The sequence below is a fragment of the Pseudomonas sp. TH15 genome (assembly GCF_016651105.1).
Taxonomy (GTDB): Bacteria; Pseudomonadota; Gammaproteobacteria; order Pseudomonadales; family Pseudomonadaceae; genus Aquipseudomonas.
Window position 1 is genome coordinate 4,320,253 of the sequence record NZ_JAEKEL010000001.1, and the last position, 20,570, is coordinate 4,340,822.

The 20,570-nt window shown below is 58.1% G+C and carries 15 protein-coding genes and 1 pseudogene; 8 read left to right on the forward strand and 8 right to left on the reverse strand.

Annotated elements, in window-relative coordinates; translation table 11 throughout:
• Positions 1–232: 232 nt before the first annotated feature.
• Positions 233–3,067, reverse strand: a complete 2,835-nt coding sequence (locus tag JFT87_RS19260; RefSeq protein WP_201203786.1) for a hypothetical protein — start codon at positions 3,065–3,067, stop codon at positions 233–235.
• A 260-nt stretch (positions 3,068–3,327) separates the two neighbouring features.
• Here JFT87_RS19260 and JFT87_RS19265 point away from each other — a divergent pair, with 260 nt between their 5' ends.
• The 5 genes from JFT87_RS19265 to JFT87_RS19285 all read left to right on the forward strand — a co-directional run bounded on the left by JFT87_RS19265 (position 3,328) and on the right by JFT87_RS19285 (position 8,686).
• Positions 3,328–4,356 (forward strand): LacI family DNA-binding transcriptional regulator, encoded by a 1,029-nt coding sequence (locus JFT87_RS19265; protein WP_201203788.1) that lies wholly within the window; start codon positions 3,328–3,330, stop codon positions 4,354–4,356.
• 175 nt (positions 4,357–4,531) lie between these two features.
• Positions 4,532–5,314 carry a sugar phosphate isomerase/epimerase family protein gene (locus tag JFT87_RS19270; protein ID WP_201203789.1) on the forward strand — a complete coding sequence of 261 codons (783 nt, stop codon included), beginning with the start codon at positions 4,532–4,534 and terminating at the stop codon, positions 5,312–5,314.
• Entirely contained in the window at positions 5,307–6,281 is a 975-nt protein-coding gene (locus JFT87_RS19275) for a sugar kinase (RefSeq protein ID WP_201203790.1), read from the forward strand. Before JFT87_RS19270 ends, JFT87_RS19275 begins: the two co-directional genes overlap by 8 nt.
• 115 nt (positions 6,282–6,396) lie before the next feature.
• Positions 6,397–7,695: an MFS transporter gene (locus JFT87_RS19280; RefSeq protein ID WP_201203791.1), complete on the forward strand. Its 1,299-nt coding sequence runs from the start codon at positions 6,397–6,399 to the stop codon at positions 7,693–7,695.
• Positions 7,696–7,708: 13 nt separating this feature from the next.
• Positions 7,709–8,686, forward strand: coding sequence for a 2-hydroxyacid dehydrogenase (locus tag JFT87_RS19285; protein ID WP_201203792.1), 978 nt, complete (start codon positions 7,709–7,711; stop codon positions 8,684–8,686).
• Positions 8,687–8,808: 122 nt separating this feature from the next.
• Here JFT87_RS19285 and JFT87_RS19290 read toward each other — a convergent pair whose 3' ends face one another.
• From JFT87_RS19290 to JFT87_RS19305, 5 genes and pseudogenes are all read right to left on the reverse strand, one after another.
• Positions 8,809–9,996, reverse strand: a complete 1,188-nt coding sequence (locus JFT87_RS19290; RefSeq protein ID WP_201203794.1) for a pyridoxal phosphate-dependent aminotransferase — start codon at positions 9,994–9,996, stop codon at positions 8,809–8,811.
• Between the two features lie 40 nt (positions 9,997–10,036).
• Positions 10,037–10,900, reverse strand: a complete 864-nt coding sequence (locus JFT87_RS28885; protein WP_416195338.1) for a methyl-accepting chemotaxis protein — start codon at positions 10,898–10,900, stop codon at positions 10,037–10,039.
• Positions 10,895–11,662, reverse strand: a pseudogene (locus JFT87_RS28890) (MCP four helix bundle domain-containing protein); the annotation flags it as partial. The pseudogene JFT87_RS28890 and the gene JFT87_RS28885, both read right to left, overlap by 6 nt.
• A gap of 302 nt (positions 11,663–11,964) precedes the next feature.
• Complete coding sequence (locus JFT87_RS19300) at positions 11,965–13,104, reverse strand: glycerate kinase (protein ID WP_201203796.1); 1,140 nt, start codon at positions 13,102–13,104, stop codon at positions 11,965–11,967.
• Positions 13,105–13,244: 140 nt separating this feature from the next.
• Positions 13,245–14,357 carry a sugar diacid recognition domain-containing protein gene (locus tag JFT87_RS19305; protein WP_201203797.1) on the reverse strand — a complete coding sequence of 371 codons (1,113 nt, stop codon included), beginning with the start codon at positions 14,355–14,357 and terminating at the stop codon, positions 13,245–13,247.
• 169 nt (positions 14,358–14,526) lie between these two features.
• Between JFT87_RS19305 and JFT87_RS19310 the strand changes: the two genes are divergently transcribed.
• From JFT87_RS19310 to rarD, 3 genes are all read left to right on the forward strand, one after another.
• Positions 14,527–15,837, forward strand: coding sequence for an MFS transporter (locus JFT87_RS19310; RefSeq protein WP_201203798.1), 1,311 nt, complete (start codon positions 14,527–14,529; stop codon positions 15,835–15,837).
• Positions 15,838–16,014: 177 nt separating this feature from the next.
• Complete coding sequence (locus JFT87_RS19315) at positions 16,015–17,028, forward strand: aldo/keto reductase (protein WP_201203800.1); 1,014 nt, start codon at positions 16,015–16,017, stop codon at positions 17,026–17,028.
• 217 nt (positions 17,029–17,245) lie between these two features.
• Positions 17,246–18,127 (forward strand): EamA family transporter RarD, encoded by an 882-nt coding sequence (rarD, locus tag JFT87_RS19320; RefSeq protein ID WP_201203808.1) that lies wholly within the window; start codon positions 17,246–17,248, stop codon positions 18,125–18,127.
• Between the two features lie 125 nt (positions 18,128–18,252).
• Here rarD and hppD read toward each other — a convergent pair whose 3' ends face one another.
• Both hppD and JFT87_RS19330 read right to left on the reverse strand, forming a co-directional pair.
• On the reverse strand, positions 18,253–19,329 hold the full coding sequence (gene hppD, locus JFT87_RS19325) for a 4-hydroxyphenylpyruvate dioxygenase (protein WP_201203810.1): 1,077 nt from the start codon (positions 19,327–19,329) through the stop codon (positions 18,253–18,255).
• A 265-nt stretch (positions 19,330–19,594) separates the two neighbouring features.
• Complete coding sequence (locus JFT87_RS19330) at positions 19,595–20,539, reverse strand: DMT family transporter (protein WP_201203812.1); 945 nt, start codon at positions 20,537–20,539, stop codon at positions 19,595–19,597.
• Between the last annotated feature and the right edge of the window lie 31 nt (positions 20,540–20,570).

The window sequence follows — 20,570 nt, forward strand, 5'->3', positions numbered from 1 at the left end:
CTCAGACCTACAAAATTACCGATACTGTTTTCTAGCCGAGTGAAGAACCCGACCCAGAAACGACCGGCAGACTAATCAGAAAAACAAAAATCTTATGTAGGAAAAGTCCTTTAAGCGTGGCGAATTATCTCCAACTTACGTAATCACCCTCATATAAAATCTTTTCTCATCGTTAACAAGATCGCGAAGGAGATCTTCAATCTCCCCGCGATAGTCAGGCCAATCAGTTCAATCAAGGAGCCGTGACAGGCGCGACTGCCAGATCACAGTAATTGAAACTATTACTAATAGTATCCAACGGTTTAATGACAGGTGCGGAGGTCTGCTGACCATTAATATCGGTTGTATACCAGTACTTCCCAAAGGCAATTGCACCTCGTGCCGGTTGCGCCGTTTTGAAAACCGCTGGACTGCCAACTGGCGCAACATCTGGCAAGTCGGCTGTCTTGATAACGTAATCCTGCGAGCTCTCTGTACCAGTAATTAACTGAGTGCCCGCCAAGTCGCGGTAGGCAGCAAAATGCGCTGTGATGGTTTTACCCGGCGGCAGGAGCCGGTCTTTGGGAATTTGCAACCCCAGAATATAACCACTGGTGGGGCTGATCATCCCGAAGCACTCGATGAAATCACGGTTGGCAGGGTTACGGATTCTAATTGTCGGCAAAGGCAGGGGAATGGGTACGCCACCCACCAGGACGATTTGCGGCAGGGACGACATAACGTTTTTGTTCGAGCCAGACTTTTGAATCGTCCAATGCGCGTTAGTTTGCGGGGTAGGCAGGGCGGCACTCACACTTGCCGGAAAATTGACTGTGAACTTATTCTCATTTGTAAATGGAACATACTCGGCAATCAAAATGTTGTTTATGTAGCATTTTGCTGTCTGCTCCGGCGTAATTTCCGGATCCGTTAGCCCAAACACCACCTCGAAGGTACCAGGTTGATTGCGATCCCCGGGCAATAAACTGTTCGGTGTTTTAGAAGCGCCAGTGACAACAGGGAGCTGCATTGCCCGGTTTACCAAATCTGGAAGATCTGGATTCGTTGGGCCGGCATAGTCTAGTGCCAATGTGAAAATAGCGTCTGGTGATTGAACTTCGGGGGTCAATCCCGCTCGGGTAATTGTAGATCTGATCGTGACATTTTTTGGCTCGGTGGCATCAGCGAATACTCTCGCAAGATCTGCGTACAAAAGAGGAAACGTCAGATCCGCATTAGCCCAAGGCTGTGGAGGGAGATCGACAAAGTTGGTCACGTCCCCCGAATCCTCGATAGTCACGTGGATTTGGTCGCCCACCTCCGCGTGTTCGATAAACGCATTTTGAACAATCGCGGAAATGCCTGCGGCAAAATCGTCCAGAAAAATTGCGGTGCTGTAGTTGGGATCGGTTTTTGGCACAAGAGGCGCTTTGTTGAGCAGCGGTCTCTGTGCGAGTGCCAGGGTTAAAAATGCGGTGGGTACGGACATCAGGCTTTGATTACCTGGCAAGTCTCTCCAGTCAAATTCAACATTGACGCGCCCGTTCGGTAGTTGACTGAATACTGTATTGGCGAACGAAATTGCACCGGTGGCAGGGACGGGAGCGTCCCAGACCTGAATTCTTTGGGTGCCAGACACTAGCCAGACACGCAGATGATCATCCAGACGGCGCAGGGCATAACCAACGTTCATCGTGATATTCACATTTGCGTTAGCGGGCAGTGCTCTCCAGGCTTCGTTGACCGTCACTTGCGCGTCTGCTGGTCTATTGACAAAAACAGGCGCTGGATTCGGCCTTACATCCCGTCGAGGGTTTTTTAGATTGAATGGTGCAGTCTGGTCGATTACAAACTCTACGATATTCGAAGCCTCCTCGTTACCGCCACCGCCTTTATAAAGTTTGATCTGCGCCGTATAAATCGTCGGAGCCAAAGGGGTAGGTTGTTCTGGAAACAGACTTGAGGGTACAGTGAATGCAATACGGGTCGGTGGTCTACCAGCAATTGGACCCAAGGCAAACGTTCTCCCATAGTCGACTAAAGCTTCACCTTTTACACCGGACGAGAAATCAAAATCATCACCATTAAGCTCATCAGGCGTTCGCTCAAAGAAGAACGTCAGCGACCCGCTATCCCAAACACTTTTTGCGATGAAGCCTTCAGCCAGTGTATCTATCGTGATCGCCGACAAAGGGCCAGCGTCACTAACGCCAATACCACTAACGCCAATGCCACTAACGCCAATAGATAGATCCCTTTGTTTCTTAGGTATCGTCTGCAGTGCCATTTTCATCTCTCCTTGTGTACTCAGGCCAAAAGGGCCGCTTTCGCCAGGTGTTACTCTGTCTACTTTCACCAAATTTTCTTTCGACTCGCCAAGTAATCTGGCGCCTCTAAACAACTGCCAACGGACGAGTGCCGAATCATTATCAACAAGCAACCTTACATATGGATCAAATGGAACAACCGCTCTATAGCCACGATCGACATCCTGCTGCTGCAATATTTTTTCCGACTCAAAATATGTACCAGCAACCGGAGGACCGCTTCCGTTGAAACTGGCATAGCCTTGCCAATAAACTTTGGCAACATCGCCGGCTTTTGCCATCTCTTTTGAAGCAGGAATTGCAACGGTCGCTCCGGATGTCAGCGGGGGAATTGTTTTGTTGTTTAAATATCCCCATAACGTGGCATGCGGAAATGTTGCATCCGTCAGGACTACAGGTCGCGTGTGATCGATTGTCAGTGTTTTTTGCGGTGAGGAATCATCGTTCCCTCCCGCCGCCTTCCAGATCTGGTAGTACAGAAAGGCAATTCCATCAGTTGCCAAGTGCTCAGGTGTCAAATTGAAATACAGCACAGGACGTTGTGGCGGACTAATAAACGCCTCGTATAGACGTGTTTCTTTGCCGTTTTGAAGAAGCGATATCCAAAGTTCATCATTCATGAACGGGCTTGGCCAGTACGGAATAGCAATGCGAGTGCCATCACGCAGAATATTCAGCGGTACGCGTCCCTCAATATCAGCGTCATCAATACCTTCAACTGTTAGCGGTAACGCATATAAGCCTATGCCTGAATTCGCCAACTTTTTTCGGCCATTGGATTTACGCTCGTGATTCAGAAACCGGGGCTAGGTTTCTCGCTGTTCCTAGACGGATTAGGCGCTTAGCCACTGCTCATGCCTACTGTCAGATCTGACAGGTACGACTACCGCTCGTCGGGATACAAAAAATTCTCCTGCTCGCGCGGACAAACGCGCCTTGACGAAAGTGAGGCGTTTGGTGTCTCCTGAAACCGGTTTCAGCGAAACCCGATGCGAATTCCAACAACAAGAAAACCAATGCCATGAACGATTTCTCCGCCGCCCAGCGCAGCCGCGTCACCATGCTCGATGTCGCCGAACACGCGGGCGTGTCCAAGGCCAGCGTGTCGCGCTTTATCGGCGACGACCGCGCGCTGCTCTCCGATGCCACTGCCTTGCGCATCGAGCAAGCCATCAGCGAGTTGGGCTATCGCCCCAACCAAATGGCCCGTGGCCTTAAACGCGGGCGAACTCGCCTGATTGGCATGCTGGTGGCCGATATCCGTAACCCTTATTCGATTGCCGTGATGCATGGCGTGGAAACCGCTTGCCGCCAGCACGGCTACAGCTTGGTGGTGTGCAACACCGATCGCGATGACGAGCAGGAGCGTCAGCACTTGGCGTTGCTGCGCTCGTACAACATCGAAGGCTTGATCGTGAACACCCTGGGCCATCACCGTGATGAGCTGCGCGAACTGCATCGGGAAATGCCGCTGGTGCTGGTGGATCGCAAGGTTGAGCAGCTCGAGAGTGATTTGGTCGGTCTGGATAACCCGGCCGCCGTTGAACTGGCCCTCGCCCACCTTGAAGAGCGCGGTTACCGCGATGTGTTGCTGGTGACTGAACCGTTTGACGGGACCAGTTCGCGGATCGAGCGGGTAAGCAGCTTCAAGGCACAGATTCAGCAACGCCCTGCGCTACAAGGGACTGTGGTTGAGACCGGCAGCGACCTGACTTCACGTTTGAAAACCTTCCTCGATGCACCCGGCCCGGGGCCGAAAGCGCTGTTCTGTGCCAACGGGATTGCGGCGTTGGCCAGCACTCATTCGTTGCGGGAACTGGGGTGCAATCTGTTTGAGGATGTCGGACTGATCGCCCTCGATGATCTGGATTGGTATCCGTTGGTAGGCAGCGGGATTACCGCCCTCGCCCAGCCGACGGCGGAGATTGGTGCGAGTGCGTTTGAGTGTTTGCTCAAACGGTTGCGCGGGGATATCGGGCCGGTGCGGACGGTGGATTTTGCGGCGCGGTTGGTGGTACGTGGGTCGACCCTTGGAGGCGGTGGTGGTTGAACTGACGCTATCGCTGGCAAGCCAGCTCCCACCGTTTGCGGGTCATACACAAAAGTGTTGTACACCCCTCAACCGGTGAGAGCTGGCAAGCCAGCGATGAGGCACGAAAAAACACCGCGGAAACATCCCATATTTTTTTGAACAAAAATGAAACCGGTTTCAGAGGTAGATAACAATGAATAAACCACCCGTTTCCATCAGCCTGTCGAGCTACGGCGCCGACCTGGTCCGTCAACTCGGTCAAGGCAGTTTTGTCGACGTATTGGCCGCCGCCGGCGCCACGCGCATCGAATGGCGCGAAGAGTTGTTGACGGTTGAAGACCCGACGCAACTGGCCGACGCCACCCAGGCCCAAGGCCTGGAAAGCGTCTACTCCTCGCCCATTGAGCTGTGGCTCGCCGGTCAATCGAAACCCAATCCCGAGCTGGCCATAACCCTGCAACGGGCCCAAACATTCGGCGCCAAATGGCTGAAAGTCTCCCTCGGCTACTTCACCGACAACAACGATCTCCAGGCGTTGGCGCGGCAGCTGAGCCAGAGCCCGGTGCAACTGCTGGTCGAAAACGACCAGACCTTGCACGGCGGCCGCATCGAACCGTTCCAGCGTTTCTTCAATGAAGTCGAGCAGCACAACCTGCCGATCAAAATGACCTTCGACATCGGCAACTGGCAATGGCAGGACCAGTCCGCCGCCAGCGCCGCGCGGTTGCTCGGTCGGCATGTCGGTTACGTGCATTGCAAAGCGGTGGTCCGCCGGGCCGACGGTAAATTGGTGGCGATACCGCCCGGCGCCGCCGACCTGCATTTATGGGAACAACTGCTGCGGCATATGGCCCAAGGCGTAATGCGGGCGGCGGAATATCCGCTGCAAGGCGATGACCTGGTGCAACTGACCACCGAGCATGTCGCCACCCTCGCCCGCCTCGGTCAATCACGGTTGGAGAGCACGCATGTCTGAGATCGATATTCTGTCGTTCGGCGAAACCATGGCGATGTTCGTCGCCGAGCAGAACGGCGACCTGGCCGAGGTTGGCCATTTTCATAAACGCATTGCCGGGGCCGACAGCAACGTCGCCATCGGCTTGTCGCGACTGGGGTTCAACGTTACCTGGCTGAGCCGGGTCGGCGCTGATTCCCTGGGTCGCTTTGTGATCGATACGCTGGAGAAAGAAGGCCTGGATTGCCGCCATGTCGCTATCGACCCGGCGCACCCCACCGGGTTTCAGCTCAAGTCGCGTACCGATGATGGCAGCGACCCGGTGGTCGAATATTTCCGCCGTGGTTCGGCAGCCAGCCATTTGTCGGTGCAGTCGATTACCACGCAACTGCTCAACGCCCGGCACTTGCACGCCACCGGCATTCCGCCGGCACTGTCGGCCAGCGCTCGGGAAATGTCCTTCGAATTAATGACCCGCATGCGCGCGGCCGGTCGCAGCGTGTCTTTCGACCCGAACCTGCGCCCGAGCCTGTGGGCCAGCGAGCAACAGATGATTACCGAGATCAACCGCCTCGCCGCCCTCGCCCATTGGGTGCTGCCGGGTTTGAGCGAGGGTCGTTTGCTGACCGGGTTTGAAGACCCGGCGGACATTGCGGCGTTTTACCTCGACCAAGGTGCCGAAGCCGTGGCGATCAAACTCGGGCCGCACGGCGCTTATTACCGCACACATCTGGATCAGGGTTTTGTGGCTGGCGTACCGGTGCAAACGGTTGTCGATACTGTCGGGGCTGGCGATGGCTTTGCCGTAGGGATGATCAGCGCTCTGCTGGAAAACCACAGTTTTGCCGACGCCGTGAAGCGCGCCAACTGGATTGGTAGTCGTGCAGTGCAGAGTCGGGGGGATATGGAGGGATTGCCGACCCGCCGTGAGTTACCCGTTGAATTCGAAACTGCTAATCGCGAGCAAGCTTTGCTCCTGCAAGGGTAAGCCGTGCGCTCGCCTTTGTAGGAGCAGAGCTTGCTCGCGAAGGCGTCCTTTGACTCGCAATACAGTTTAAACCGTTACCTGCTGCGACAAAAACAACAAGCTCAGGAGCACCATCATGAAAACTGCAACACTCGCCGCCCGCCGCTGGTGGTACATCATGCCCATCGTATTCATCACCTACAGCCTGGCGTACCTCGACCGCGCGAACTACGGGTTCGCCGCCGCCTCCGGGATGGCCGCCGACCTGATGATCACACCGGGTCTGTCATCGATGCTCGGTGCGCTGTTCTTCCTCGGCTATTTTTTCTTCCAGGTGCCCGGCGCGATCTATGCCCAGAAGCACAGCGTCAAGAAGCTGATTTTCGTCAGCCTGATCCTCTGGGGCGGCTTGGCCACCCTGACCGGGATCGTCTCCAACGCCTATTGGCTGATCGTCATTCGCTTCATGCTCGGCGTGGTCGAAGCGGCGGTAATGCCGGCGATGCTGGTGTACTTGTGCCACTGGTTCACCCGTGCCGAACGCTCCCGGGCCAACACCTTTCTGATCCTCGGCAACCCGGTGACCATGCTCTGGATGTCGGTGGTGTCGGGCTATCTGGTGCAGCATTTCAGTTGGCGCTGGATGTTCATCGTCGAGGGTCTGCCGGCGGTGATCTGGGCGTTTATCTGGTGGCGTCTGGCCGATGAGCGTCCAGCCCAGGCCAAGTGGCTCAGCGACCAGGAAAAACAAGACCTGGAAAGCGCCTTGGCCGCCGAACAGGTTGGCATCAAAGCCGTGAAGAACTACGCCGAAGCCTTCCGCTCGCCGAAAGTGATCGTGCTGGCCTTGCAGTTTTTCTGCTGGAGCATTGGCGTCTACGGTTTTGTGCTGTGGCTGCCGTCGATCCTCAAGGCTGGTTTGCAGATGGACATGGTCGAAGCCGGCTGGCTCTCGGCGCTGCCGTACCTGGCAGCGGTGATCGGCATGCTTGCGGTGTCCTGGGGCTCGGACAAATTGCAGAAGCGCAAACGCTTTGTGTGGCCGCCGCTGCTCATCGCCTCGATTGCGTTCTACGGTTCTTATGCGTTGGGCGCTGAACACTTCTGGTGGTCCTACACCTTGCTGGTGATCGCCGGCGCCTGCATGTACGCACCTTACGGGCCGTTTTTTGCGATCGTCCCGGAGATCCTGCCGGCCAACGTTGCCGGTGGCGCCATGGCGCTGATCAATAGCATGGGCGCACTTGGCTCGTTTGGCGGTTCTTATCTGGTCGGCTACTTGAACAGCACCACCGGTTCGCCCGGCGCGTCGTATCTGTTGATGAGCGGCGCGTTGATGCTCTCGGTGGTGCTGACGATTTTCCTCAAGCCCGGCGCCAGTGACCGGGTCGTGGCCAAAGCCGTGACTGCGCGCCGCGTACCGGCCCATTCCTGAAGAGACTTTTGCCATGAAAAAACACGTCGTGTTGTACAAGAAACTCTCGCCAGCGCTGATGGCGCGCCTGCAAGAACAGTGCGAGGTAACACTGATCGAAAGCCTCGACGCTGACGGCCTCATGCAACTGCGCGACGCCCTGCCCCGCGCCCACGGTCTGCTCGGTGCCAGTCTGAAACTCGATGCTGCGTTGCTGGATCTCGCGCCGCAACTGCAGGCGATTGCCAGCGTTTCGGTGGGCGTCGACAACTACGACATCGACTACCTGACTCGACGCAAAGTCGTCCTGACCAACACTCCCGACGTGCTGACCGAAACCACGGCCGACACCGGTTTCGCGCTGATCCTGGCCACCGCCCGACGCGTAGTAGAACTGGCCAACCTGGTTCGCGCCGGCCAGTGGAGCCGCAACATCGGCCCAGCGCAGTTTGGCACCGATGTGCACGGCAAGACGCTGGGCATCATCGGCATGGGCCGCATCGGTGAAGCGCTGGCCCAGCGTGGTCATTTCGGCTTTGGCATGCCGGTGCTCTATCACAGCCAGTCGCGTAAACCGGCAGTCGAGGAGCGATTCGATGCGCAGTACCGCAGCCTCGAAGATTTGCTCAAACAGGCCGATTTCATTTGCCTGACCTTGCCGCTGACGGCGCAGACCGAAGGTTTGATCGGTGCCGAGCAGTTTGCATTGATGCGCCCGGAAAGCATCTTCATCAATATCTCGCGGGGCAAGGTAATAGATGAGGCGGCGCTGATCGATGCCTTGCGCAATAAGCAAATTCGCGCGGCGGGGCTGGATGTGTTCGAGCGTGAACCGTTGAGTCATGACTCGCCGTTGTTGCAGCTCGACAATGTGGTGGCGACGCCGCACATGGGCTCGGCGACGCATGAAACGCGTGAGGCGATGGCGCGCTGTGCAGTGGAGAATCTGATGGCCGCGCTGAAGGGAGAGAAACCGGCGAATCTGGTGAATCCATCTGTCTGGCGGGGCTGAGATTTGTAGCGTTTTCGCCGCCGTCTTCGCGAGCAAGCTTTGCTCCTACAGGTGCGACGCATGCCTTTTGTGTAGGAGCAAAGCTTGCTCGCGATTGGGCCGGAACAGACAATGCAGATCCATCAGGCACTGCGCGCTTGTAAAAGCTGCGCCGCACACAGCGCAATCCGCCGACACGCATCCGCCAGTTTCACCTGATCCACCACCAACCCAAGTCGAATATGCCCTGCCGCACTCGGCCCGAACGCCTCGCCCGCCAGCACCGACACCCCATACCCTTCCAGCAACCGCTCGGCAAACCCTTGGGCACACAGCCCCGTCTGGCGTACATCGACCATCACGAACATCCCGCCATCGGGACGAATCGGATACAACCCCGGACAACCCTGCAAACGCTCGCACACCAGGTCCCGGCGCTGGCGATATTCTTCACGCATTTGCGCCACTTCCGGCAAGTCCCCGTCCAGTGCAACTTGCGCAGCGTTCTGCACAAAATCCGGAATCCCAAACAGCATGCACAACGACAGGTGCACCAAGTGTTCGGCCAAGGGTTTTGGACCGATCACCCAACCGACCCGCCAACCGCTCATGGCGTGGGATTTTGACAGGCTATTAATGGTCGCGGTGCGCTCGGCCATGCCGGGCAAACTGGCCGGGCTGATGTGCTCACCTTCGTACAGCAAGTCGCTATAGACCTCATCGCTGATCAGCCACAAGTCGTGACGAACGCAGAGCACCGCCAGTTCCTGCCAGATCAACAATGGAAGGCTGGCACCAGACGGATTGTTTGGGCTGTTGAGCAGAATCACCCGGGTTTTGGGGGTGATCAGCGCCGCGACATCGGCCGGATCCACCCGAAAACCATTCTCCGGACGCACCGCCACCGGAACCACTTTTGCCCCGCAGGCCCCGAAAACACCTTCGTAAGTGACATACATCGGTTCGGCGACGATCACTTCATCGCCCGGATCGAGCAGGCATTGCGCTACCGAATACACCGCGCATTGCGCACCCGGCAACACGATCACATGCCCGGCATCCACCGCCTGACCGCTGCGTCTCCGATGCCGGCTGGCGATGCTGTTACGCAGCGCCCGGGTGCCGCGTACGTCGGAGTAATGAGTGTCGCCGGCCAGCAGGCTGTCGATCGCAGCCTGCACAATAAGCTTGGGCGTATCGAAATCCGGATCGCCCACCGACAGCAGCAGCACATCAACGCCCTGCTCGCGCAACTCCAGCGCTCGATCATGAATCTGCCAGGCCGCCGCTCCGTCACCGGCGATGCGTTGGGTCAGGGCTGAATAGCGCATGTACTTCTCCTATCGCGCGTGTTCCAGTCACAACCCTATCTCAAATTACAAATCGCGCCACCATCGCATTCAAATCCACCGCCAAACGCGACAGTTCATGCGTCGCGGTGCTGGTCTGGTTGGCACCGGCGGCGGACTGGATAGCCAGGTCACGAATGTTGACCAGGTTGCGATCGACTTCGCGGGACACCTGGGCCTGTTCTTCCGAAGCACTGGCGATGACCAGGTTGCGCTCGTTGATCATATGGATCGATTGGGTGATCTGCTCCAACGCAACCCCGGCGGCGCGGGCCAATTCCAGGGTGCTGTGGGTGCGCTGATTGCTTTGCTGCATCGAGGAGACTGCTTCACCGGTGCCGTTCTGAATGCCGGCGACCATTTTTTCGATTTCCTGGGTCGATTGCGCGGTGCGGTGGGCCAGCGCCCGAACTTCGTCTGCCACCACCGCGAAACCACGTCCGGCTTCACCGGCACGAGCCGCTTCGATTGCGGCGTTGAGCGCCAGCAAGTTGGTTTGCTCGGCGATGGCGCGGATCACGTCCAGTACCTTGCCGATGTCGCGACCCTGAGCCGCCAGGCCTTCGATCATCACCGAGGTGTTTTGCACGTCGTGGGTCATAGTCTGGATCGCGTCAACGGTTTCCACCACGCGGTTGCGACCTTCACGGGCAGCCTGGGTCGACTGGTTCGAGGCTTCGGAGGTCGACACCGCGTTGCGTGCCACTTCTTCGACGGCGGCGGTCATTTCATTGACTGCAGTGGCGGCCTGTTCGATTTCGTTGTTCTGCTGTTGCAGGCCGCGCGAGGCTTCTTCGGTGACTGCACTGAGCTCTTCAGCGGCGGCACCCAACTGAGTGGCGGAACCGGCGATCTGCTCGATGGTTTTGCGCAGGTTGGCTTGCATGACCGACAAAGCGCCGAGCAGGCGGGACGGTTCATCCTTGCCATCGATTTCGATGGTTTTGGTCAAGTTGCCGCCAGCAATGGTTTGCGCGGCGGCGACTGCGCGGTTCAGCGGGGTGACAATGCTGCGCGTCAGCAGCAGGGCCAGCAAAACCGTGGCCAGCGCAGCCACCACCGAAACGATGATGATCCCGGTGATGGCGCTGTCGTAATGTTCACCCGCTTCCTGGGAGGCGCTCTTCGCATCGGCAGCATTGATTGCGATCAGTTTGTTGAGCTGCTCGCCCATCTGGTCAGTGCCGTCCTTGATCCGCGTATTGATCAGCGTACGCATCTCATCGACCTTGTCCTGTCGCGACAACTCCATCATCTGGTTTTGCGCTTGCAGATAACTGTCGAGCGTCGCGGCAAACGCCCGGTATTGCGCAAGTTCTTCGCCGCCAGCAGGCAGTGCGGCGTAGCTGGCTTGCGCGCTGCGCACCTTGTCGACCAACACACCGATGCGGGTCTGCGCTTCCTGCAAACCCGCCGGATCGCGGTTGACCAGAATCCGGAACGAGAGGATGCGCAAGCGCAGGACGTTTTCCGTAACGACGCCCAGGTAACCGACGCTAGGCAGTTGGTTGGTCTGCATGTCGACAGACGCCTGGCGAATGGTCGTCATGCGGTTGGCGGCAAATACGCCGAGCAAAATCACCAACAAGGCGATAAAAGCAAAACTGAGAAAGGCACGCGGGGCGATATTCAGGTTACGCAAAGACATAGGAGGACTCTCGAATGAGGTAACTGCGAGCGTCCTTGCCGTAATCACTGGCCCGTAAACGGGTTCAGCCCGGCGTCACTGTTCGAAGGAGTCTTTGTGCGCCTGTTAGCTATATCGGCCAGGCTTTAGGAAGGTTTGGGGTCAAGCGAAAATATTTTTCAATGTGTTACAGCGATGAAACGCCCCCGCCTCTCAAGTTTTGCTTTTACCTGTAGGAGCTGACGCAGGCTGCGATCTTTTGATCTTGCTTTACAAAAGCACAGTCAAAAGATCGCAGCCTGCGGCAGCTCCTACAGGGGAGGTCAGGATTTGGCGGCGAGTTGCCAGACGCGGGCGATATCGGTGGCGCGTTCACGCAACAACCGCGGCGCCTCGGTACACGCCTGCTCCAGTGTCATTGGCCCGCTCACCAATGCAAATGCAGCGTCGATGCCGTGTTCGTACAATGCCTGATAACCCTCACCCAGCGTTCCAGCAATGACAATCACCGGCACACCCTGCTGCCGTGCAATCCGCGCCACACCAAACGGTGTCTTGCCGCGCAAGGTCTGCGCATCGAATCGGCCTTCGCCGGTAATCACCAGGTCCGCACCGTTGACGGCGTCAGCCAGCCCCACCAGTTCGGCGACCACTTCTACACCAGCCTGAAACTGCGCACCGAGAAACGCCTTGGCCGCAAACCCCAGACCACCCGCCGCGCCGCTGCCCGGCTCGTCGCGTACGTCTTTATCGAGTGCCTGTGCGCACAGATCGGCAAAGTGCCCAAGGGCTTGGTCCAGTTGCTGGACCTGCTGCGGTGACGCACCTTTTTGCGGGCCGAAAATCGCCGAGGCGCCGTGGGGACCGCACAGCGGATTGTTGACGTCGGCGGCGATGTCGAAGCGCACTGTGTTCAGGCGTGGATCGATAACGCTCAAGTCGATGCGGGCCAGTTGTGCCAGTGCCAAGCCACCGGGGGCGAGGATTTGGCCCTGCGCGTCGAGCAACTTCACGCCCAAGGCTTGCATCGCCCCGGCGCCGCCGTCATTGGTGGCGCTGCCGCCAATCGCCAGGATCACCCGTTGCGCCCCGGCATCCAGCGCGGCGCGGATCAGTTCACCAGTGCCGAACGTGCTGCTAATGCAGGCATCGCGCTGCCCCGGTGGCACCAGTTGCAAGCCGCTCGCTTCAGCCATTTCGATGATCGCTGTGTGGTTGTGTGGCAACCAACCCCAAGCCGCTTCGACCGATGCGCCCAGCGGGCCGCGCACATTGGTGCGACGCAATTCACCGGCGCACGCCGCCAGAATCGACTCGACCGTCCCTTCCCCGCCGTCGGCCATCGGGCATTTGACCAATTGCGCATCCGGCCAGACCTCGGCCAACCCGAGCGCGATGGCATCGGCTACGCCCTGGGCACTCAGGCTGTCCTTGAACGAATCGGGGGCGATGACGATTTTCATGAGAATTCTCCAGTTCCAATGCCTCCATGCTGCCAGTTGCCCGGAACGATGACGCCGGTCCGCTGCACAAGCGGGTATGGCGTTTATTGTTCATTTATACAAAGTCATTATTGATGGCGTCCTACCAGTCGCCACATCTCTCAGTCGGTTTGCGGAAGCAGTTGCACACCCAGGTAAAGCGCCAACATCCCATCCAGCCGCAATGGATCAACCCCACTCAGCTCGGCAATCCGCTCCATTCGATAACGCAAACTGTTGCGATGGATGCCCAACGCATCGGCACAGGCCTGGCTCTGGCCGTCGTGGTCGCACCAGCAACGCAATGTCGCCAGCAGTTGGCCGTTGTTGTCCTTGGCGATGACTTTGCGCAACGGCTTGAGCAATTCGTCCAGCGCATCGTCGTTGCGGTGGCGCCAGAGCATCACGGGTAGTCGATAACGGTTCAGCGTCAACAACCGTGAACGCGGCAACACATCGCGCCCATAGGCCAACAAATCCCCGACCCGACGATAGCAACGGCGCAAACCCGGCAACCCATCGGCCTGCCCGCCCACGGCGATACGCAGAATGTTCCAGCCCAGGCCATCGAGTTTTTCCAGCAAGCGTTCATGCTCAATCACCTGATTCGCCGGCCGACACCACAGCAGCGACGACTTGGCCGAACTGACGCACCAACTGTCCGGGTAACGACTGATCAACCAGGCACTAAGGGCTTCGACGGTCTGCCCCGGCCCGTGCTCCATGCCCAACTCAAACAGATACGGCACCCGCGTCAGTTGTGGCTTGAGCCCCAATTGTTGCGCCTCGTCGACCAAGCGCGGCGAATCCCCGGCGTCGGTCAGCAGCAACGCGAGCAAATCATCGCAGCGCTGACGCCGCCATTGCTGCTCGGCCTGTTGGTTGCGCTGGCCCACCAGCATTTCAGCGGTCATGCGCACCAGTTCGGCGTAAGTGCGTAGTTGCTCCGGTTCGCCGGTAATGCCCAGCACGCCGATCAGCCGTTGATCGAGCAACAGCGGCAGGTTAATGCCCGGTTGTACGCCTTTGAGGTGAATCGCCGTTTGTGCGTCGATCTCCACCACCCGCCCGTTGGCCAGCACCAGTTGCGCACCTTCGTGGCGAGTGTTGATCCGCTCGGGCTCGCCGCTGCCGAGGATCAGCCCCTGACTGTCCATGACGTTGACGTTGTAAGGCAGGATGGCCATCGCCCGGTCTACGATGTCCTGGGCCAGGTCGTGATCGAGTTCAAACATTGGGCAAATCCTTGAAAACGTGGTGGGACGGGTTGTTCACCCGCACAGGCCTTGTTGGCAAACCCTGTGCTCAGGCACAAAGACAATCACCCGAAGGGTGGCCGAGACTCACAGGGCGATCAACGTTACCCTTTGCATCGCAAAAAATCATAATAAAGAGAGAGCCGCCATGTCACAGAGCGCCGCAGCTATCCAGGCCATCGCTGACGATAAAAACGCCGTCTACAAACGCATTACCCTGCGTTTGATCCCCTTCATCTTCATCTGCTACCTGTTCAACTACCTCGACCGGGTGAACGTTGGATTTGCCAAACTGCAGATGCTCGACGCACTGAAATTCAGCGAAACCGTGTACGGCCTCGGGGCCGGGATCTTCTTTATTGGCTACGTACTATGCGGCGTGCCGAGCAACCTGGCGCTGACCAGGTTCGGCCCACGGCGCTGGATTGCGCTGATGATGATCGTCTGGGGCTCGCTGTCGACCTGCCTGTTGTTCGTCACCACGCCGACCGAGTTCTACACCTTGCGCTTGTTCACCGGCGCGGCCGAAGCCGGGTTCTTCCCGGGCGTGGTGCTCTATCTTTCGCAGTGGTTCCCGACCTTCCGCCGTGGCCGCATCATGGCGCTGTTCATGTCGGCGATCCCGGTGTCCGGCCTGCTTGGCAGCCCGTTCTCTGGCTGGATTCTTAACCACTTCGGCGCCGGCCACGCAGGTTTGGCGGGCTGGCAGTGGATGTTTTTGCTGCAAGGCATTCCGACGGTAATCCTCGGCGTCCTCGCCTACTTCCTGCTCAGTGACAGTTACGCTAATGCCAAGTGGCTGACCCCGCACGAGCGTTCCGTGCTGGAAGCCGACCACGCTGAAGACTTGGCCAGCAAGCCGAAAACCACCACGGACTCGTTGGCGGCGGTGTTCAAGAACCCGGCGATCTGGGCGTTCGGTCTGATCTACTTCTGCATCCAGAGCGGCGTTTACGCGATCAACTTCTGGCTGCCGTCGATCATCAAGAACCTCGGTTTCAGCGATAACCTGGTAATCGGCTGGTTGAGCGCGATTCCGTACCTGCTGGCGGCAGTGTTTATGTTGCTGGTCGGTCGGTCGGCGGACCTGCGCAAAGAGCGTCGCTGGCACCTGGTGGTGCCGATGCTGATGGGCGCAGTGGGCTTGTTGATCGCGGTGAACTTCGCCACTACGCCGGCGATTGCGATTCTCGGCTTGACCATTGCGACCATGGGCGCCCTCACCGGCCTGCCAATGTTCTGGCCGGTGCCGACAGCGCTGCTGAGCGCGGGCGCGGCGGCGGGTGGTTTGGCGTTGATCAACTCGATGGGGCAGATGGCGGGCTTCCTGAGCCCGTACCTTGTTGGTTGGGTCAAGGACAGTACCGGGTCGACGGATGCGGCGTTGTATCTGTTGGCGGGTGTGATCGTGTGCGGGAGTGTGTTGGCGTTGCGGATGACGCGGACGTTGCGGGCTTAATAGCAAGAGCAGGATCAAAAGATCGCAGCCTTCGGCAGCGCCTACATAGGATCGTATTTCAATGTAGGCGCTGCCGGAGGCTGCGATCTTTTGCGTTTAAACGGCGCAACAATTCACTTTGCGCCCTGTTACGCATCTGTTATTTGTTGGGGTTTCCACCGACCAGAGGATTTCGTCATGAGTTACCGCACACTGGGTCATTCGGGGTTGCAGGTGTCCACCCTGACCCTGGGCACCATGATGTTCGGCGAACAGACCAGCACCGAAGATTCCCTGCGGATCATCGACAAGGCCTGGGACCAGGGCATCAATTTCATCGACACCGCCGACGTCTATACCGGCGGCCGCTCTGAAGAAATCGTCGGTGAAGCCATTGCCGGCAACCGTCACGAATGGGTACTCGCCACCAAGGTCGGTTTCGGCCCGGTGGACGGCGTGCCGAACCGCAGCGGCCTGAGCCGCAAGCACCTGTTCAACGGCATCGACGCCAGCCTGACGCGTCTGGGCACCGACTATGTCGACATCTATTACCTGCACCGCGAAGACCACAGCACGCCGCTGGAAGTGACGATCTCGGCCATCGGCGACCTGATTCGCCAAGGCAAGATCCGCTACTGGGGCCTGTCCAACTACCGTGGCTGGCGCATCGCCGAAGTGATCCGCGTGGCCGACAAACTCGGCGTCGATCGGCCGGTGATCAGCCAACCGCTGTACAACATCGTCAATCGCCAGGCTGAGACCGAGCAGATTACCGCGGCTCACGCCTATGGCTTGGGTGTTGTGCCTTACAGTCCACTGGCCCGCGGCGTGCTCAGCGGCAAATACGCACCGGACGTGAAGCCGGACGCCAACAGCCGCGCCGGGCGTCAGGACAAACGCATCCTCGAAACCGAATGGCGCGTTGAATCGCTGCGCATTGCCCAGCAAATCCAGCAATACACCCAGGGGCGTGACGTAGGCATCGTCGAATTCGCCATCGCCTGGGTGTTGAACAACAGCGCCGTGACCTCGGCCATCGTCGGGCCGCGCACTGAGGAACAATGGGACGCATACACCAAGGCCCAAGCGGTGAAGATCACGGCAGAAGATGAGGCGTTTATCGATTCGCTGGTAACGCCTGGGCACTCCTCGACACCGGGATTCAATGACGTGAGCCACTTCGTGTCCGGCCGTAAACCCCGCAATACCTGAAGACATACATCCTGTAGGAGCGAAGCTTGCTCGCGAAAGCGGTGGATCAGCCGGCATCAATATTGACTGACCCGCCGCCTTCGCGAGCAAGCCCGCTCCCACAGGGTTTTGTGTTGAATGCAGAATCCATGTTCGTTCTTGATCAATCGGACAATGTTCTACGCTAAAACCACGTATCCTCCGCACCCCGTTTCACGTTCAACCCCGCGAGGACAGTTTGTCTAAAGGTATCGCTTTATCGGTCACAGCCTCGGTGCTGTTTGCCGTCATGTATTACTACACCTCGTTGCTCACCCCGTTGAGCGGCGTAGAAATCTTCGGCTGGCGGATGTTGCTGACCGTGCCCTGCATGACAGTGTTCATGGTGGTGTCCGGCGAATGGCGGCGCTCGGTCGAGATCCTCAAGCGCCTGACCGGCAAACCGAAACTGCTCGCTGCCCTGATCGTGTCTGCGACGCTGCTGGGCCTGCAACTCTGGCTGTTTATGTGGGCGCCGCTCAACGGCTACAGCCTCGACGTCTCGTTGGGCTATTTCCTGCTGCCACTGTCGATGGTGCTGACCGGGCGGATTGCCTACGGCGAGCGTTTGTCCTACCTGCAAAAAGTCGCGGTGTTTTTTGCCTCCCTCGGCGTGCTCAACGAGCTGTACCAGGTTGGCGGTTTTTCTTGGGCGACGTTGCTGGTGGTGGTCGGTTATCCCACCTACTTCGTGCTGCGCAAGTGGCTGAAGACCGACAACCTCGGCGGTTTGTGGCTGGACATGACCTTGATGCTGCCGGTGGCGTTCTGGTTCGTCTGGGGCGGTGAACAAGGTTTCGGCGTATTCGATCAATACCCGTGGCTGTCGCTGCTGATCCCTGTACTGGGGTTGATCAGTGCTTCGGCGCTGGTGGTCTACATCATTGCCAGCCGACTGTTGCCGTTCAGCCTGTTCGGGTTGTTGAGCTATGTTGAACCGGTGCTGTTGCTCGGCGTGGCGTTGCTGCTGGGGGAAAGCATCAAGCCTGGCGAATGGCTGACCTACATTCCGATCTGGTTGGCAGTGGTGGTTCTGGTGTTTGAAGGGTTCAAACACATGATGCGCAACCGCAGACCTTAGGCGCCCAAAAAACAAAGTGGGAGCGAGCTTGCTCGCGATAGCGGTCTGTCAGCCAACATCCGTGTTGAATCTGAAGACGCTATCGCGAGCAAGCTCGCTCCCACATTTTTTACAACGCTAGCGGCTTACTCGGTAGCGAGCACACCGCGACGCACCTGGTCCCGCTCAATCGATTCGAACAACGCCTTGAAGTTGCCTTCGCCGAAGCCATCATCGCCTTTACGCTGGATGAATTCGAAGAACACTGGCCCCATCAGGGTTTCCGAGAAGATCTGCAGCAACAGACGCTTGTCGCCCGACTCGGACGAACCGTCCAGCAGGATCCCGCGCATTTGCAGTTGATCGACCGGCTCACCGTGGTTCGGCAAACGGCCTTCGAGCATTTCGTAGTAGGTTTCTGGCGGCGCGGTCATGAAGCGCATACCGATTTTCTTCAGGCGATCCCAGGTGTCGATCAAGTTGTCGCTGAGGAACGCAACGTGCTGGATGCCTTCGCCGTTGAACTGCATCAGGAACTCTTCGATCTGCCCGGCGCCCTTGGACGATTCTTCGTTCAACGGGATGCGGATCATGCCATCCGGCGCGGTCATCGCCTTGGAGGTCAGGCCGGTGTATTCGCCCTTGATGTCGAAGTAACGGATTTCGCGGAAGTTGAACAGCTTCTCGTAGAAGTTGGCCCAGTAGGCCATGCGACCGCGATACACGTTGTGAGTCAGGTGATCGATGATCTTCAGGCCCGCCCCTTCCGGGTTGCGGTCCACGCCTTCGATGAACACGAAGTCGATGTCGTAGATCGAGCTGCCTTCGCCGAAACGGTCGATCAGGTACAGCGGCGCGCCGCCGATGCCTTTGATCGCCGGCAGGTTCAGTTCCATCGGGCCGGTTTCGATATGAATCGGCTGGGCGCCGAGTTCCAGGGCACGGGCAAACGCCTGCTGGGCATTCTTGACGCGGAACGCCATGCCGCACACCGACGGACCGTGCTCGGCCGCGAAATACGAAGCAACGCTGTGAGGTTCGTTGTTGAGGATCAGGTTGATCTGGCCCTGGCGATACAGGTGCACGTCTTTGGAGCGGTGGGTCGCGACCTTGCTGAAGCCCATGATCTCGAAGATCGGCTCCAGGGTGTTCGGGGTCGGCGATGCAAACTCAATGAATTCAAAGCCCATCAGGCCCATTGGGTTTTCGTATAAATCTGCCATGGTTGGCGCCTCATCATCTGCTTTTAAAATTAACGGCTGAATTAACGGATCGTTAGTTGCTAGCAATGCTGAGACTGGCGGGTGGCGCGCAGGAGATGCCCCGAACGCTGCGGGCGAGGAAGTCACCGTAGATCAATTGAAACCCAAAACTCTTCATTGTCGACCCAAGGCTCTTGCGGGCGAGGCTTCTGCTGCCAGAAGACGTTTATTATTGTATGCGTAAACCGATTCTACACAGCGTAAAACGGTTTGTCCGCCTTCTGTATCAAATCCCCTTTTTCGTGGACGGCGCAAGCGGTTTGTTGCACAGGTAAATCCCCGTCAAAATCAGCCCGCCGCCCAGGCACATGGTCAATGTCAGTTGCTCGCCCAACAGCAACGCGCCGAGGATCACGGCGGTCAGCGGATTCAGGGCAATGAACACGCCCGAGCGGGTCGCGCCGATCTTGCGGATGCCGTCGTAGTAGCCAATATAGGCCAGCGCCGAGCCGAGCACGCCGAGGTACATCAGGCTCAGCCATTGTTGCGGGCCGAGGCTGACAAGCGTATCCACACTCAGTTCGCCCCGCAGCGCACTGGTCGCCCAGAGCATCGCCGTGCCCAACAAAATCGAGTAGGTCACCGTCTGCACCGGCCCCAATGTTTGATTCAGTTCCCTGGAAAACAGCGAGTAAACGCCCCAACTCAGGACGCAGCCGAAAATCAGCAGATCGCCGATCCACGCATCGGCATTGGTCGCCAGCAATTGCGGATTTCGGCTGACGATCACGATACTGGCCCCGGCGATACAGATCACAATTCCAGCCACTTTCGCCCGGCCCAAGCGTTCCTTGAACAGTAGCCACGACGCCAAGCCAATCACCGCCGGATTCAACGCCACGATCAACGACGCCCGTGACGCGTTGATGTAATGCAGCCCGTAAAAGAAGCACAGGTTGTAGAAGAAGATGCCGAAAAATCCCAGCAATGCCAATTGTAACCATTGCCTCAGGCTTGGTCGCAGCAGCTGCACCTGGGCCAGCCACACAAACAGCAACAACGCGATGCTGGCGAGCAAAAATCGCAGGCTGGCGGCAAACAACGGACTGAGACTGCCGCCCAGGAAGCGCCCGGCGACAAAGGTCCCGCCCCAGATCATGGTCACCGCTGCCAGCTTCAGGTAAACCGGCACATCCGACGGCTTTGTCGGGTTTTGCTCATAGCTACTCATAAGTCACCAGAAGAAAAGATGCCGTATCATC